The sequence below is a fragment of the Acinetobacter sp. ACZLY 512 genome (genome assembly GCF_023614015.1).
Classification (GTDB): Bacteria; Pseudomonadota; Gammaproteobacteria; order Pseudomonadales; family Moraxellaceae; genus Acinetobacter; species Acinetobacter soli.
In genome coordinates this window covers 37,885-53,178 of the sequence record NZ_JAKIVI010000007.1, presented here as the reverse complement: position 1 = coordinate 53,178, position 15,294 = coordinate 37,885, and the positions used below count along the sequence as shown (strand labels likewise).

The 15,294-nt window shown below is 42.9% G+C and carries 15 protein-coding genes; 10 read left to right on the top strand and 5 right to left on the bottom strand.

Going from position 1 to position 15,294, the window contains the following annotated elements; all coding sequences use genetic code 11:
* Nucleotides 1–2: 2 nt before the first annotated feature.
* Complete coding sequence (locus L2096_RS09255) at nucleotides 3–386, bottom strand: DUF3144 domain-containing protein (protein WP_076033579.1); 384 nt, start codon at nucleotides 384–386, stop codon at nucleotides 3–5.
* 104 nt (nucleotides 387–490) lie between these two features.
* On the opposite strand from L2096_RS09255, the gene L2096_RS09250 reads away from it, so the two are divergent.
* On the top strand, nucleotides 491–1,123 hold the full coding sequence (locus L2096_RS09250) for a hypothetical protein (protein WP_025094264.1): 633 nt from the start codon (nucleotides 491–493) through the stop codon (nucleotides 1,121–1,123).
* 21 nt (nucleotides 1,124–1,144) lie between these two features.
* Here the strand turns inward: L2096_RS09250 and L2096_RS09245 are convergent, their stop codons facing one another.
* Nucleotides 1,145–2,614, bottom strand: coding sequence for a CYTH and CHAD domain-containing protein (locus L2096_RS09245; RefSeq protein ID WP_250365274.1), 1,470 nt, complete (start codon nucleotides 2,612–2,614; stop codon nucleotides 1,145–1,147).
* Between the two features lie 230 nt (nucleotides 2,615–2,844).
* Here L2096_RS09245 and L2096_RS09240 point away from each other — a divergent pair, with 230 nt between their 5' ends.
* The 7 genes from L2096_RS09240 to rapA all read left to right on the top strand — a co-directional run bounded on the left by L2096_RS09240 (nucleotide 2,845) and on the right by rapA (nucleotide 10,462).
* Entirely contained in the window at nucleotides 2,845–3,225 is a 381-nt protein-coding gene (locus L2096_RS09240; protein ID WP_004946384.1) for an Mpo1-like protein, read from the top strand.
* A gap of 156 nt (nucleotides 3,226–3,381) precedes the next feature.
* Entirely contained in the window at nucleotides 3,382–4,137 is a 756-nt protein-coding gene (locus L2096_RS09235) for an OmpW/AlkL family protein (RefSeq protein ID WP_250365273.1), read from the top strand.
* A 126-nt stretch (nucleotides 4,138–4,263) separates the two neighbouring features.
* Nucleotides 4,264–4,899: a thiamine phosphate synthase gene (gene thiE / locus L2096_RS09230; protein WP_004936400.1), complete on the top strand. Its 636-nt coding sequence runs from the start codon at nucleotides 4,264–4,266 to the stop codon at nucleotides 4,897–4,899.
* Nucleotides 4,900–4,928: 29 nt separating this feature from the next.
* A complete protein-coding gene (hemL, locus tag L2096_RS09225) occupies nucleotides 4,929–6,227 on the top strand; it encodes a glutamate-1-semialdehyde 2,1-aminomutase (protein WP_004936403.1) in 1,299 nt (432 codons plus the stop codon).
* 51 nt (nucleotides 6,228–6,278) lie between these two features.
* Nucleotides 6,279–6,698: a GlcG/HbpS family heme-binding protein gene (locus tag L2096_RS09220; RefSeq protein ID WP_149930328.1), complete on the top strand. Its 420-nt coding sequence runs from the start codon at nucleotides 6,279–6,281 to the stop codon at nucleotides 6,696–6,698.
* Nucleotides 6,699–6,838: 140 nt separating this feature from the next.
* Nucleotides 6,839–7,483, top strand: a complete 645-nt coding sequence (locus L2096_RS09215; protein ID WP_149930330.1) for an RluA family pseudouridine synthase — start codon at nucleotides 6,839–6,841, stop codon at nucleotides 7,481–7,483.
* A gap of 141 nt (nucleotides 7,484–7,624) precedes the next feature.
* Nucleotides 7,625–10,462: an RNA polymerase-associated protein RapA gene (gene rapA / locus L2096_RS09210; protein WP_004936414.1), complete on the top strand. Its 2,838-nt coding sequence runs from the start codon at nucleotides 7,625–7,627 to the stop codon at nucleotides 10,460–10,462.
* A 65-nt stretch (nucleotides 10,463–10,527) separates the two neighbouring features.
* Here rapA and dps read toward each other — a convergent pair whose 3' ends face one another.
* Together dps and fabR are read right to left on the bottom strand one after the other, a co-directional pair.
* Nucleotides 10,528–11,034 carry a DNA starvation/stationary phase protection protein Dps gene (dps, locus tag L2096_RS09205; protein WP_004936417.1) on the bottom strand — a complete coding sequence of 169 codons (507 nt, stop codon included), beginning with the start codon at nucleotides 11,032–11,034 and terminating at the stop codon, nucleotides 10,528–10,530.
* 158 nt (nucleotides 11,035–11,192) lie between these two features.
* Nucleotides 11,193–11,885: an HTH-type transcriptional repressor FabR gene (gene fabR, locus L2096_RS09200; RefSeq protein WP_250365272.1), complete on the bottom strand. Its 693-nt coding sequence runs from the start codon at nucleotides 11,883–11,885 to the stop codon at nucleotides 11,193–11,195.
* A gap of 142 nt (nucleotides 11,886–12,027) precedes the next feature.
* Between fabR and L2096_RS09195 the strand changes: the two genes are divergently transcribed.
* A complete protein-coding gene (locus L2096_RS09195) occupies nucleotides 12,028–13,089 on the top strand; it encodes a ferredoxin reductase (protein WP_004946394.1) in 1,062 nt (353 codons plus the stop codon).
* 13 nt (nucleotides 13,090–13,102) lie between these two features.
* Nucleotides 13,103–14,197 (top strand): fatty acid desaturase family protein, encoded by a 1,095-nt coding sequence (locus tag L2096_RS09190; RefSeq protein ID WP_004936426.1) that lies wholly within the window; start codon nucleotides 13,103–13,105, stop codon nucleotides 14,195–14,197.
* 72 nt (nucleotides 14,198–14,269) lie between these two features.
* Here the strand turns inward: L2096_RS09190 and L2096_RS09185 are convergent, their stop codons facing one another.
* Nucleotides 14,270–14,974, bottom strand: a complete 705-nt coding sequence (locus tag L2096_RS09185) for an SIMPL domain-containing protein (RefSeq protein ID WP_048765093.1) — start codon at nucleotides 14,972–14,974, stop codon at nucleotides 14,270–14,272.
* Nucleotides 14,975–15,294: the final 320 nt, after the last annotated feature.

The following is a 15,294-nucleotide window of genomic DNA, read 5'->3' as shown; positions in this document are numbered from 1 at the left end:
TTTTAATGATTGTGTTTGTGTGCGTGAAACTCTTCGTTTTTTCTAAAACGTAAGTAATTTTCGAACTGCTCACAATATTCGTCAAAGTTATCTTCAAGCATCATTTGGAATTGTTGCATCAGATACGTCATGATTTGCTCTTTGGCCTCACGCATTTCTTCGCCATCTTTAAAGTTATTTGCGGCAACCCAAGTATTAAAACGCGCAGTCGCAAATAACATTGCGGCACTGACTTGGCCACGTAGCTCAGCAGGGTCTGGCTTTTCACCTTTTTTAGGGCGGCAGAACTCATTGGCAAGCTTAATGAACTCATCCGCACGCTCAAAAAATACGGCATTTAAAGCCTCTTCTTCGGTGATATCAGCGGCATTAATCTTTTGAGACATGGTTTTTTCCAACACAAATGAGGCAAACATTATACGTGAAACCCTTGCAGAAACTAAACCTTTGTCATAGTCTTAAATAGCCTAAGCAGAGCACGAGATGATTAATGCAAGATGCCATAGCGGTTCAAAATCTCAAACAGGATATTCATCTGTTACGTCAGCATATCTGGCCACCTCAGTCGCTTGAGGTGGTGGACGGCTTACCCATTTATTATGGCTTACAAGCCGATGTTGAGCGTTATTACCAGCATTGGAAAGAACTTATTGAGCGTGCACAAAGTTTATTTCAGCCGTTTATGGAAGATGAAACAATCGATGCGATTCATTTACCGAGTCATTTGAATTTGCCGCTATTTTATTTTCATGTAGATCGCATCCGGATCAATAAAACCCGTGCCAAAGAATCAAAAACTTTTCGTGGTGTAGCGAGTTTGCAACAAAAGTGCGGTCATTTTGAACTGGATCAGGTACTGGCGATGCAGGAGTGGATCAATAGTGATGATACTGCGGCATTGGTGGCACATCGAGAATTTATCGATCTCAGAACCTATGTGTTTCAGCACGGGCAAAGCGACTATACCCGAACCCGATTTTATATGAATGGCATTGTACTCGGTGTAGAGCCGCACTTTAAACTGATCGATGCAAGAGACAAGCCGCGTAAACAGCGCAATGACAGTTATTCAGACCCCATTGCGGACAATGGTGTCTGGAAAATTTTTGGAAAGTATCGTTAGGTTTTGCTCAACAATCTGGCTCTATTTGGTCTTCCAAAAAGATGGTTGCTGACGAAAGCGCTCGAGTTGTTCACTTGCGTCTTTAATCAGTTGAGATTGTTGTCCGCGGCTCCATCCTACAGCAAACCAGTAGGTGGGGTCCTCAGTAGTCAGCGCTTCAAAGTAAGTTTCAGTCATATGCATATCATTATAATCCCCCAGAATTTCCTGAATGCTTTGCAGCTGACTCAAGTACTGGCTAACTCTTTTGCTCTTATAAAGACCTGAAACAAATTCAATGCTGTAACGTAATCGTTTGGCTCGCTTGCGTAGGCGGTGGCGTTGTTCGGTTTTCAATGAAGCAAACTTTGAGGCATCTTGAATAATTTTCTTGAGTAAGCGATCAAGTGTATCTGATGCTTGCTTTTTCAGATTTTTCTTCTTGCTTGATTTGTCATTATGAATACTAAACGCCAGCAATTGCAGTAGTAAACACACATGTTCAGGTTTTTCAAATGTTTGATACGCCTTGAGCTGACCGTATTTTTCTTTAGGAAGGCTCTTAAAGGGTGCACCCGATTCAACCAGTTTTGGCAAAATCTCATCGCGAAGGACATCTTGATCACGTGATACACCCAGTTCGCGCTGAAGATCGCCAAGAGCAGCTTCCCAACTGGTATCTACATCGCTCGACCAGCGACCAAATGTTTTTAACGCGCTTCGCATTCGACGAATGGCGACTCGTGCTTGATGAATGTGTTCAGGTGCTGCGATATCTTCAGCAATAAATGCAGCATTGGGGAGCAATTGTGCAAGTGCATTGCCAATCATTTGGCGCAGTGCCATATCGTTTGACATTTTTTTATCTAAAACCAGTGCCTTCGCTTTGGTGGCTGGCGAGGTTTTCTGATTGGTCGCGAGCAGATTGCCGCGTTCAGCTTTGCTTCTCACATCGAGCCAAAGTTTATATTTTTTCACCCACTCTTGTGTAAACAAGATCAACGTTTCGGCAGAGCCAGATTTAAGTTCAAATTCAACTTCACAGATTTTTTCAGCTCGCTCTGGTGTCGAAACTTCGCCATCATCCAGACAAATTTCAATATGCGTACCATCAACCTCAACCACGCGGTAGGTGCGCTGAACATCTGTTTTAAATTGCATGCAAAGCGTTTTCGCCTGATCGCCCAGTACAGCTTGAAGTCGTTGCATCACCTCTGGATAGGCTTGAAACAAACTTAGGTCAATTTCTGGCTCAGCATTCGACTTGCCTATTTTGACTTCACATTCAATGCGTTCAAGATGTGTTTTACCTGATGCTTTAAAGGTTTGCACCCATTCCTGACCTTCCAAGCGCAATCTTAAAGCTACATGCTGCTGTGCCAATAAACGATCAGGAGTATCGTAGTATTTCGCTTGTAGCCGAATTTTCTCTGCGGTCTTGGCCTTTAAGGCTTGTAAAACACTTTTTTTCTTATTTTCTGGAAGCTGAAATTTTAACTCGACTTCAATCATGATACACCTCCAACGCCTTGTTCATTCTCATCATGTCTTTAAATGAAGCATAGCACTAACGTGGCCATCTACGCTTGATGTTTGTATTGAATTCGCTCGTATCTTTTCACCTTAGATCTGCCACGCTTAGCACTACACTGTTGGCGTAAAACAGCATAAATTTCATCCGATTTTCTACATTTTTGTTTTGAAAAGGCGTATCTTGAATAAAAAAACTCAGGACACTACTCATGAATGCGCCAGTGAAGATGCACACGCCAGCTACGACTCAGCAACCCAACTTTCCCATTCGTAATTATTCCGAATTTTATCGTTTTTATCTCACCGAGCACCGTCATATGGTTAGCCGACGCCTGCATGTGGCAGGGAGTTCAATCGGATTGTATTTCTTTGCTAAAGCGATTCGTCAGCGCAAGCCGCGCTATGCACTTTATGGTTTGGTCTCAGGCTATGCCTGCGCATGGGTCGGGCATTTTGTATTTGAAAAGAATAAACCGGCGAGCTTTAAACAGCCACTGTATAGCTTTATTTCAGACTGGAAAATGTTTGCCGATGTACTCAGAGGGCAATTGAGCTTAAAACATCGTGATCATGACAAAATTCCCAGTTAAAAGTGTTGTACAGATTTTTTGATGAATTAAACGACTACGCAGTTACGAAATTTTGAGTTTTCTAGTTGATCTTTCATGTATTTCTTCTAATATCAAGATTATCTGTAGGGCTGGGATGCCTTGGCCTTTAGATTCAATAAAATAGGACATTTTTTGATGAAAAAATTAACAACAGCACTTTTACCACTTGCATTGATTGTTACAAGTTTTGGCGCACACGCAGCAACCTCAGATGGTAAATCATATGCTGTTTCGGCAGGTTGGGCGCACATTATGCCACAAGGCACTAAGCAAGGTGTCCAGTCGAATAGTAACTTTCCATTAATTCCATCAGGTTTTACAAGTAGTGCTGGTTTTGAGTTAGACAATGCAGACACAGCAGAATTCAAACTTGATTATTTGGTAAATGACAACGTAACCGTTGGTTTGATCTTGGGTGTGCCACCTAAAGTGGATATTCAAGGTAAAGGGAAACTGCTAGGGGATCGTTTAGACCTTGAGAGCTTTAGCAAAGTCGGTGATGTAAAAGTTTATAGCCCAGTATTGACAGGTAAATACACATTTGGCGATATCAACAATAAGTTCCGTCCATATGTGGGTGCGGGCTTTATGTATGCCAGCTTCCGTGATTTTAAATTGAATCCTGAAGTAAATGCTAAAATTGCGCTTCTTGGTGGTAGCATTCGCAGTGTAGATATTGATGACACAGTGGCACCAGTTGCTTTCGTTGGTGCAGATTACAATATTACGCCTAACTGGTTTGCAACGGCTTCTGTCAGCTATGTACACCTCAGCACGCATGCAAATCTCGATATCGTCAGCAATGCAACGAACGCAACTTTGGTTCAAGGTTCAAGCAAAATCGAAATTAACCCGATTGTGACTTATCTTGGTCTAGGTTACCGCTTCTAAGTCATCACGGCTTTAAAAAACCCCGAATCATTCGGGGTTTTTTATTACGAAAATACACGTATAAAAAAAATCAATGAAAGCAGATTTGCTATACTTTACAGGTCAGTACAGTTGAGAACGAAGTTCATGCGCGGTTTATACCTTATTACCAATGATGATCCGCTTGAGTTGTTATTGGATAAACTGGAAATTGCATTATCGACTGGTCATATCGCTATTTTGCAATACCGCCGAAAAAAGGTTGCCAAAACCGATCAATATTTTGAAGTAGAACAAATTAAAGTCTTGTGCGAAGCATATCATGTACCGTTTGTGATTAACGATGATCTTGATCTGGCGGTTCGCTATGGTCTGGGCGTACATCTGGGGCAATCTGATGGTGAAATTTCAGATGCTACACAGAAATTACCGCAAGGCGTGATTATTGGTCGTACTTGTCTGAACTCCTTGGCGCTTGCAGAAAAAGCCATTCAAGATGGTGCTACCTATGTGGCATTCGGTGCGATCTACGCCACCTCAACAAAGCCTGAAGCGGGCAATGTCGGTATTGAAGTGATTCGGCAGGCACGCCAGCAGTTTGATGTGCCAATTTGTGCCATTGGCGGCTTAACGGTTGAGAATGCGCAGGTGGTGATTGAGCAGGGGGCTGACCTGTGTGCGGTGATTAGTGATATATTAGGTCGACCCGTTCAGGATATTCCAGCGCGTATTCAAGCATGGGCTGCTTTATTTGCAGCGCCGTCATCTGCTGTAAATTCATAGTCAAATTTTATTAATCATCGAGAGTATTCATGCGTTTATCTCCAAAGCAAGTGCAATTGTTTGAGCAAGCCAGTAAACATATTCCAGGTGGAGTCAACTCGCCAGTTCGTGCGTTTAATGGCGTTGGCGGAACGCCTGTGTTTATTAAAAAAGCACAAGGTGCATATCTTTGGGATGAAGACGACAAGCGTTATGTCGATTATGTGGGTTCGTGGGGGCCAATGATCTTGGGTCACGCGCATCCAGATATTATTCAAGCCGTACAAACTGCGGCATTAGATGGTTTGAGCTTTGGTGCACCAACCGTACATGAAACCACTTTAGCTGATATTATTTGCGATATCATGCCGTCGATTGAAATGGTTCGTATGACCAACTCGGGTACAGAGGCGACCATGACGGCAATCCGTCTGGCACGTGGTTACACCGGACGTGACAAGATTGTTAAATTTGAAGGCTGTTACCACGGTCATTCCGATTCATTGTTGGTTAAGGCGGGTTCTGGTTTACTCACACTCGGTGAAGGTGAACCGACCTCAAAAGGTGTGCCAGTCGATTTTGCAAAGCATACCCTAACGCTTCCGTATAATAATATTGAAGCCTTAAAAGAATGTTTTGCCAAGTTTGGCCATGAAATTGCTGGAGTGATTGTTGAGCCTGTTGCTGGTAACATGAATCTGGTGACACCAATTGAGGGTTTCTTACAGGCGATTCGTGATGTCTGCGATCAATATGGCGCAGTATTTATTATCGATGAAGTCATGACGGGTTTTCGTGTTTCGCTGGGTGGTGCCCAAGCTGCATACAATGTTAAACCGGATTTAACCACTTTGGGTAAAATCATCGGTGCAGGTTTGCCTGTGGGTGCTTTCGGCGGAAAGCGTGAAATCATGGAATGTATCGCACCACTTGGTGGTGTGTACCAAGCGGGTACCTTGTCTGGTAATCCATTGGCCATGCGTGCCGGAATTGCCATGTTTAAGCATCTTCGTCAGCCAGATTTTTACAATAATCTGTTTAAAAAGCTTGAGAAACTGTTAAGTGGTTTACAGGCAGCGGCAGATGAGGCAGGCATTCCGTTTAAAACCCAGCAAGCCGGTGGTATGTTTGGTTTGTATTTTACAGATCAAGAAGATATCACCAGTTTCGATTCGATGCTGGCTTGCGACATTGGTGCATTCAAACAATTTTTCCACGGTATGCTTGAGCGTGGTGTAAATTTGGCGCCGTCTGCTTTTGAGGCTGGCTTTATCTCTGCTGCGCATAGCGATGAAGATATCGAATTTACACTTCAGGCTGCCAAAGAAACGTTTGCCGAAATGAAATAATTGATGTATCTAAAAAGCCCGGTTTCGGGCTTTTTTATTGGAGTAAACCTGATGAAAACGAAACATTACCTGACACTGAATGATGCCGAAATTCTGGTCGATGCCGCAATCAAATATGCACAAGAGCATCAGTTTAAGGTCAGTATTGCTATTGTCGATGATGCCGGTGCACTGTTGCTCATGAAGCGTATGGATGGAGCATCTGCACTCACGGCGGGTTTAAGCCTTGAAAAGGCCAAAGCTTCAGCTTTGAGCCGCCGTCCGACCAAAGCTTTTGAAGATCTGATTCGTAATGGTCAAATGGGCTTTTTAACAGTTGATACCTTTAAAGGCCAACTTGAAGGCGGTGAGCCGATTCTTTATTTGAACGATTTGGTGGGCGCGATTGGAATTTCTGGCGTAAAGTCTTATCAAGATGCTGAAATTGCACAATATGCAATTGCGCAATTACTTGCTCAGATAGAGAGCTAATGCTTGAAAGTCGCTAATCTGCTAAAATCAAGCGCTAATTTATGAAAAAGTTGCTGAAAAACGACAGATATGCATTGTATTTCCAAGCCAAGCTTTTTATTATTGCCGGCTGATTTTTACATCACCTCTGGAAGAAAACATTGAGTAATTTTCTCACTGATCACCTGATCCATCGCGATGAAGATTTCATGGTTGTCCATAAACCAGCAGGCATACTCAGTGTTCCGGGGAAAGGCGACGCATTATTCGATAGTTTACTCACGCGTTTAGTCGAAATCGAACCCAAAACATTACTTATTCATCGTCTAGATCGCGATACCTCCGGGATTTTGGTTTTTGCCTTGAATAAAGCGGCACAAAGTGCCATTTCAAAGCAGTTCCAGTCTCGTCAAACCGATAAAACTTATCAAGCTCTTGTGGTGGGTGAGCTTCACGGAAAAGGGCAGATCAATGTTCCCGTGGTGTATGATCCAGCACGTCCGCCATTGCATATTGCAGATCCAGATTTTAAAAAACCAGCGCTCACCGATTGGGAAGTGATGGAGCATCTGGAGATTGATGGCGTTGCGGTGACACGTGTGAAGCTCAAACCGATTACAGGGCGCTCGCATCAGCTGCGCGTACACATGCAATATCTGGGGCATCCGATTGTAGGCGATACCCTCTATGCAGAACTTGTGCATCAGCAATTGATGCCACGTTTGTGTCTGCATGCAGAGCAATTAAGTTTTTATCACCCAAAAACTGACGAGTTGATGAGCTTTCATTGTCCCGTTCCGTTTTAATGCGAAAACCCTACAACATTCGTTAAAAGTTCATTTTTTTTGATGAGCTTTATGTCAAAATACATTGCGTAAAGACTACACAAAACGACTGCCATTCATTTTTATGGCCAGCGTAAAATGTAGTGATAACTTGAGATAAAGGTGGAAAAATTGCAGCAGTTTGCTATTGGTCAACGTTGGTTGTCAGACACGGAAACTGAACTCGGCTTAGGTGTTTTAATTGATGTTGATGAGCGCTCTATCAGCATATTATTTCCTAAAAGTGATGAAACGCGTGTCTATGCACGCAACAATGCTCCTTTATCTCGGATTGTCTTCAATGTAAATGATGAAGTTCAAGACCAAGAAGGCGCCAAGTGGCAAGTCGAATCGATCGAAGATCGTAATGGTGTGTTGCGCTATAACGTGATGCGTACCCTTGCAAATGGCGAAGCAGAACGTAAAGCCTTAAACGAAACCCGTATTGGTGCTCACATTCAGCTTTCAAAACCACTCGATCGTTTACTGGCCAGCCAAATCGATTATAAAGAATGGTATGACCTGCGTATTGAAGCGTTGCGTTTACAAGCGCATATGCACAGCAGTCCATTGCGTGGTTTGATTGGTGCGCGAGTTGGGCTGATTCCGCATCAGCTTTATATTGCACATGAAGTGGGACAACGTTTTGCGCCGCGCGTATTACTGGCAGACGAAGTCGGCCTCGGTAAAACCATTGAAGCAGGCTTGATTATCCATCAGCAGTTAAAAACTGGTCGTGCCGAGCGTATCTTGATTTTGGTGCCAGATTCATTGCAGTATCAGTGGATGATTGAAATGCGCCGCCGTTTCAATTTGCAATTCTCATTGTTTGATCTGACCCGTACCGCTTCTATAAAAGAGCACGACCCAGAGCTTAATCCGTTCTTGACCGAGCAATGCATTATCGCCAGCGTCGATTTGATGATTGACCATGATGACCTCAGAGAACAGGCGCTTGAAGCTGGTTTTGATTTGTTGGTGGTCGATGAAGCACATCATCTGATGTGGAGCGAAGAAGAAGGGGGTAACGATCGTTACGACCTGATTGAAGAGCTTGCAGAGCAAACGCCGGGTGTCTTGTTACTCACCGCAACCCCTGAACAATTGGGTGTGGAAAGTCACTTCGCACGTTTGCGTTTATTAGATCCACAGCGCTTTAGCAGCTTAGACCGCTTCCTAGACGAAGAAGAGCAGTATCAACAAACCGCGAAAGTGGCTGAGGTATTGATGTCGGATGAGCCACTGGCTGAAGCGCATATTGGTGCAATTGAAAGCTTGCTCGGACATCGGATTGACGATATTCCAGAGCAACGCTACCGTGCCATTCATGAGTTACTCGACCGCCACGGAACTGGACGTATTTTGTTCCGTAATACCCGTGAAGCAATTCAGGGCTTTCCAGGGCGTGATTGCCAGCCTGCGGCATTGGAGGCACCAGCCGATTGGTCGCTCGACGGTAAATTACGTGAGCAAATGTGGCCTGAAGAAGGTCAGCTCGATGGTGCATGGATGCAAACCGATCCGCGTGTGCCATGGCTGATGGAGATCTTGAAAAAAGATTTAAAACACAAAAAAGTACTACTGATTGCACGTAGTGGCCCAGTGGTCGAAGCGCTAGAAAGTGCATTGCGCTTACATGCGGGTATTCGCACGGCAATGTTCCATGAAGGAATGAGCTTGCTTGAGCGCGATCAGGCGGCAGCGTATTTTGCTGAAGAAAGCTATGGTGCCCAGATTTTACTTTGCTCTGAAATTGGTTCTGAAGGTCGTAACTTCCAATTTGCCAGCGATTTGATTTTATTTGATTTACCGGCCAACCCAGATGTACTTGAGCAGCGTATTGGTCGTTTAGATCGAATTGGACAAGAAAACCGTATTCAGATTCATGTTCCTTATTTGATTGGAACAGCACAAGAACGCATGTTCCGCTGGTACAACGAAGCGCTCAATATTTTCAGTAGTATTTCGCCAACGGCACAAACCTTACAAGAAAACTTCATTGTGGACTTAAAAGAGTGTTTGCTGGCAGATTTAGGGCAAAAGTTTGAAGATTTGCTTGAAGAAGTGAATGTTCAGCGTCAGGCGCTTGAAAATGAATTGCAAGCTGGTCGAGATCGTTTACTTGAGTACAACTCATGTCGACCTGTTGTGGCACAAAAAATTGTTCAGGCACTCGAAGATTACGACGACAACACCACGCTCCCGATGTTTATGAAGCGTTTTATGTCGTCAACCAATATCGATTTTGATGAACAAAGTAACGGTACGGTGATTATTAAACCAACCGACCAGATGCAGGTACAAGGTCTGACCTTAGACGAAGATGGCATGACGGCAACCTTTTACCGTGACCAAGCGCAAATTCGTGAAGATGCACAGTATCTGACACTTGAGCATCCGTTTATCGAAAGCGTCATGGAAATGATCAATACGCAATCATTTGGTAGTACCAATGTGGCGTTGCTTAAATCGAATGCCTTGAAGCAAGGAACAATCTTGCTTGAAGTCTGGTTTAAAATAGACGTTGTGGCTCCTAAATCACTGAACTTGCAAGCGAGCCTACCAAAGCAATTGGTGCGCGTGCTGTTGAGTGAAACAGGACAAGACTTGTCTGAAAAAATTGATCCGGCTATTTTACGTCCGTATTTGCATCACCTCGATGGCAATAGCTGCCGTCAGGTTGTTAAGGCACGTCGTGATGTGATTGAGGAGCGTTATACGCAGGCACTTGGATCTGCCAAAGAAGAGTTGCCAAAACTCAAAGAGCAGGCCAAACAGCACTATAGCCAAAAATGGCAATACGAAATTGACCGTTTGACTTACTTGCAGCAATTCAATCCGAGCATTCGTCAAGACGAAATTGATCGACTGGTCAAACTGCAAAAAGAAGGAATTAGTTTGCTCGAAGAGATTTCGTTGACACCCAATGCGATTCAGGTGATGGTTGTAGTAAAACCATAAGCATCAACTAAAATGTTAGACAGTAAAAATGGGAGCAGATGCTCCCATTTTTTATACGACCCAAATTAGGTGGTTTGATCTTGCTCAATGTTGGCTTCGAGGAACCATAAATATTGGTCTAGATCTTCAAGCGCAGCATGAATGATGTCTTCAGAAATTGGATCTTTGATTTCTTCGATGGTATCACGTAGGTGGTTCGCCACTACGCCATAGCGATCTGCAAGTTCTTTCAAGTGATCTTGTACATCATGGATTTCAACTGGATACGCCTTAAGGTGCGACGTTTGGGAAACAGCTTGTGTGGTTCCGTAAGCGGTACCGCCAATCTGTACCGAACGTTCTGCAACGTTGTCTAGATGGGTAATGAGTGACGTTCTGAATGTATCAAGCATTTCGTGAACGGCAATAAAGTTACTGCCGCGCATGTTCCAGTGCGCTTGTTTGGTGATGAGAGAAAGGTCGATCAGGTTAGCCAGAATCTGGTTCAAGATTTTTACTGTAGATTCTTTAACCGCTGCATCTAGGTTGTTGCGGGTATATACTTTAAGTACTTTGCTTGTTGACTTAGCCATGAAAAACCTCTTTTTGTTATAAAGCATCAACCGACTCGAAAGTCGATTACGAAAAACACTTCATTAGGTTAATGGATAAATACGCGCTGAAATGTTTTGATTTTTAAAGTTTTTGTATAAGTTCGATAAATAAAGCGTCACATCCTGTGACATCACACTTAACGTATTTTGGCTTCATCGAGGTGTCTTGCACCTTCTAAAATCATGCGAATCATAATCATGGTTTGTTCAGCCATTGCTGTTCGTTCATCGATTGGTAAGTCAAGCACTTTGGCACCCATGGTAAACACCAGTTGGGTGATGGCACGTGACACAAGATCGGGGTGTGACAAACGGCTATGATTGAGCCGTTCAAGACGGATCAAGTCTTCTTGCAGTTCTTGCTGGAAAAAATTGAGCTGCCGCTCAACTGCTTCTTTATAAGATTTTGAGCCAGTATATGCTTCACGAAGCAGCAAGCTTAAATTGCCTTCATCTGCATCGAGCTGCTGAATAAACACCTCAACAGAGCTACGGATAATACTATTTTGCTTTGATGCTTGCAGGCGTGACTCACGAATGATCTGGCGCAACACCAGTCCGGCACGATTAATCAAATCGATTGCCAGTTCATCGATATCTCTAAAATGACGATAAAAACTATTGGGTGCAATGCCAGCTTCGCGTGCAACTTCTCTTAAGCTTAAAGACGATATACTTTTTTCGGGGCCAATTAAGTTCAGCGCGGCTTGAAATAACTCTTCTTTAGTGATGGTTGCCTTACGACCCACAGTACGAATTGGCGCTTTCTCAAAAATCTCGGGATTATGAGAAAGATTGTCGAGCACGTGAGAAAGAGAAGTTGACGCCATATTTTGCAAGAGTTTGGTAAGTTCATCTCATTATAACCACAGCAGCTTACGATTTGAAACGTAAATAAAAGGACAACTGTATATACAAATTTATATACAGGTGTATAATAATTAAAAAAGCGACACATCGAGTAGTATCAACATGCAATCTATCTCCAAGAGAAACACACTCTTACGCTCACTGACCGAATCAGTGTTCGACCCGCATGCGACTGATTTCTGGCTTCAAAAAATCAATCCTATCTGGTCTACACATCGTGCTCTTGCAAAAATTGTGCGTAAAGAGAACGTTGCAGCTGATACAGTGTCGTTGACACTCGAGCCAAACCGCCATGTGAATCTTGGCCAGCCAGGACAGCATCATCCTGTTCGCGTGAAGGTGCAGGGCCGTCTTTATGAGCGTAACTATAGTTTGACCGAGCGCGACAACACCCTTGTACTGACAGTAAAAAAAGTGGCTGATGGCATAGTAAGCCGCTGGTTGGTCGAGGATAGCCAGGTGGGGCAGGTGATCGAGCTGGGCCAACCTTTTGGTGACATGCTTATACCTGCTCAGTCACGCGTGGTGATGCTTGCAGCGGGAAGCGGTATTACCCCAATGTTGAGCTTGATTGAAGGTATGCAGGTCAAAAGTCAGCTTCAGCACACGCCAGTCGATTTGATGTACTGGGTAAAGCGACACGAAGATGCTGCATTCTTAAATGTATTTGAAGCATTGGCAGCACAATATCCATTATTTAAATTTCATGTATTTTATACCCAAGATCAGGAGCATGATTCGCGTTTAAATGTGACTCATCTTGCTGCAATTGATGATCTTGATCAATCGACAGTTTATGCATGTGGTCCTTCAGGATTTGTAGCAACAGCCGAAGACTTGTTTGGTCATGCACAGGTATTTATGAGCGAAGCATTCAGTATGAGTGCCATTGATACCAATGAAACAGGCTTTATCAATGTAACGCTCACTCAATCCAATAAGACCGTTGCTATTCCGAAAGGTCAGTCGATTCTGGCTGGGCTCGAACAGGCGAATGTGAAACCAACTTATGGTTGCCGTATGGGAATTTGCAACAAATGTGCGTGTCAAAAAGCCACAGGCGCCACCAAAAACTTGCTCAATGCCAGCGAAAATGCTGAGCCAAACAATTTGCTTAAAATTTGCGTAAATTCGGCAAAATCTGATCTTGTTATTGATCTTTAATGTGAGTACTCCCATGAATGCACCCGTTAAACTAGAATTTTTTAAAAATCCAAAAAACAGAGAATTAACTGCCGCTGAACTAGAGGCATTTGCGAAAGAACTTGACCAAATTAAACAAGATGTTTTGGATGATATTGGTGAAAAAGACGCACGTTATATCCGTCGCGTCTATTCCGCGATTCGTTACAGCAGTGTGCTCGGGCGTGCCTGTTTATTTGCAGGCTGGTTCCCACCAGCATGGATTTTAGGTACAGGCTTGCTAGGCTTTTCTAAAATTATGGAAAACATGGAACTCGGTCATAATGTCATGCATGGTCAATACGACTGGATGAATGACCCGAAATTCAATGGTCAGACATATGAATGGGACACTGTAGGTACAGCAGATAACTGGCGTCAGACGCATAATTTTAAGCATCATACATACACCAATATCAAAGGCATTGATGATGATATCGGTTATGGTTTATTGCGTTTATTCCCAGAGCAACGCTGGAAACCCGGCTTTTTGTTGCAACCGATTTATAGTATTCCGTTCTGCCTGTTGTTTCAGTGGGGCGTGGCCATTCAAAATCTTGAAATTGGTAAACTCATTTATAAGCGTAAAACGTGGAAACAGTTTGTCGAAGAATGGAAACCAACACAAAAGAAAATTGGCAAGCAATTGTTTAAAGACTATGTGTTTTTTCCATTGATTGCAGGCCCAGCGGCATTGCCAGTCTTTACAGGCAATCTGGTGGCAAACGGTATGCGAAATGTCTGGACTTTTAGTATTATTTTTTGTGGTCACTTCACTAAAGATGTAGAAGTATTTCCAAAAACAGTACTGAAAGACGAAAGCCGTGGTCACTGGTATATGCGTCAGATTCGTGGATCGTCTAATTTGACGGGTTCAGAAGCGTTTCATATTTTGACTGGGCACTTGAGCCACCAGATTGAACATCACTTATTTCCAGATATTCCGGCACGTCGTTATCGTCAGATGGCACCTAAAGTCGAGGCTGTATGTAAAAAGTATGGACTCAACTACAACAATGCTAGCCTGCTTAAACAATATGGTCAGGTATTGGGACGTATCGTGAAATACGCGTTTCCATTTAAAAAGTAATGGTTTACTCGTAAAAAAAAGCATGCCAGATCAATCTGGCATGCTTTTTTTGATTTAGAGTAATTACAGTGATTATTTCAATTGAATTGAACCATTGGCATTTACGGTAATTTTTGACTCTCCAGCGGCCACATCCTGAGCAGGTGCGGCTTCCGCATTTGAAAATTTGGCTAAGCTTGCACGCATCATCATCGGTTGTGGCACGTAATTACTGGTGTTCAAATTAAGACTAACAAGGTTATATCCTGATTTGTTCCATGCCTGACTCACCATTTGTGCACGTTGTTGAAAGCCCTTCGATGCTTCAATCATCAGCTCATTTTCAACTTTTTTACGTTGTTCATCGGAAACAGTGAAGTTGATCGATTCAGTTTGAAAGTTTTGCTGTAGTTCAGAAATCAGCTGACTGGTTGCCTTAAAGTCTTTGCTTTCAAGACGGATTTCGGCGCGCCCACGCCATTCTTTAAACTTACTGCTGTCGTTATCGTAAACTGGATACGTGGTTTGTGTGCCTGTTTCTACCTTAACTTGTGGATATTTACGCGCAATCGCTAAGCCTTGATTCATGGCTTGTGTAATTTGCGTAGAAAGTGCTGCCGGCTGTTTGTTACTACGTTCAATAAATAGCACGGCATGCATTTGATCATTTGAAACTTGGCGTGATGCATCTGACTGAATATTGATGACATTATAGTTTAAAGCCTCAGGTTCAGCCGCTGAAACATAACCCGAAATTGTTCCTGTAAGAAGCAAGGCTGAGAGTACTAAAGTACGCATATAAATTCCTTAAAATGTATGTTGTAAAAATTATTTTTTACTTAGAAAACATCTTAGTAATTAGTTTCATATTTTTTGAGAAGCTTTTGTGGTGAGTTTGTAATACTTTGCATCATTTTGCAATTTTAATTGATATAAATTCTATTTAAATACATAGGCTTAATGTTAGGGTTTATATCGAGAGTTCAAAAAAACACAAATCACACTCTAGATGAAAAAAAAAGCGGGTTTTCTTTAGGGTGTCACATAGTATGATGATAATTTAGGCAAGGAAAAACACGATCGTTTTTTTTGGACGAGTTATATGAAATTAAAGGCCA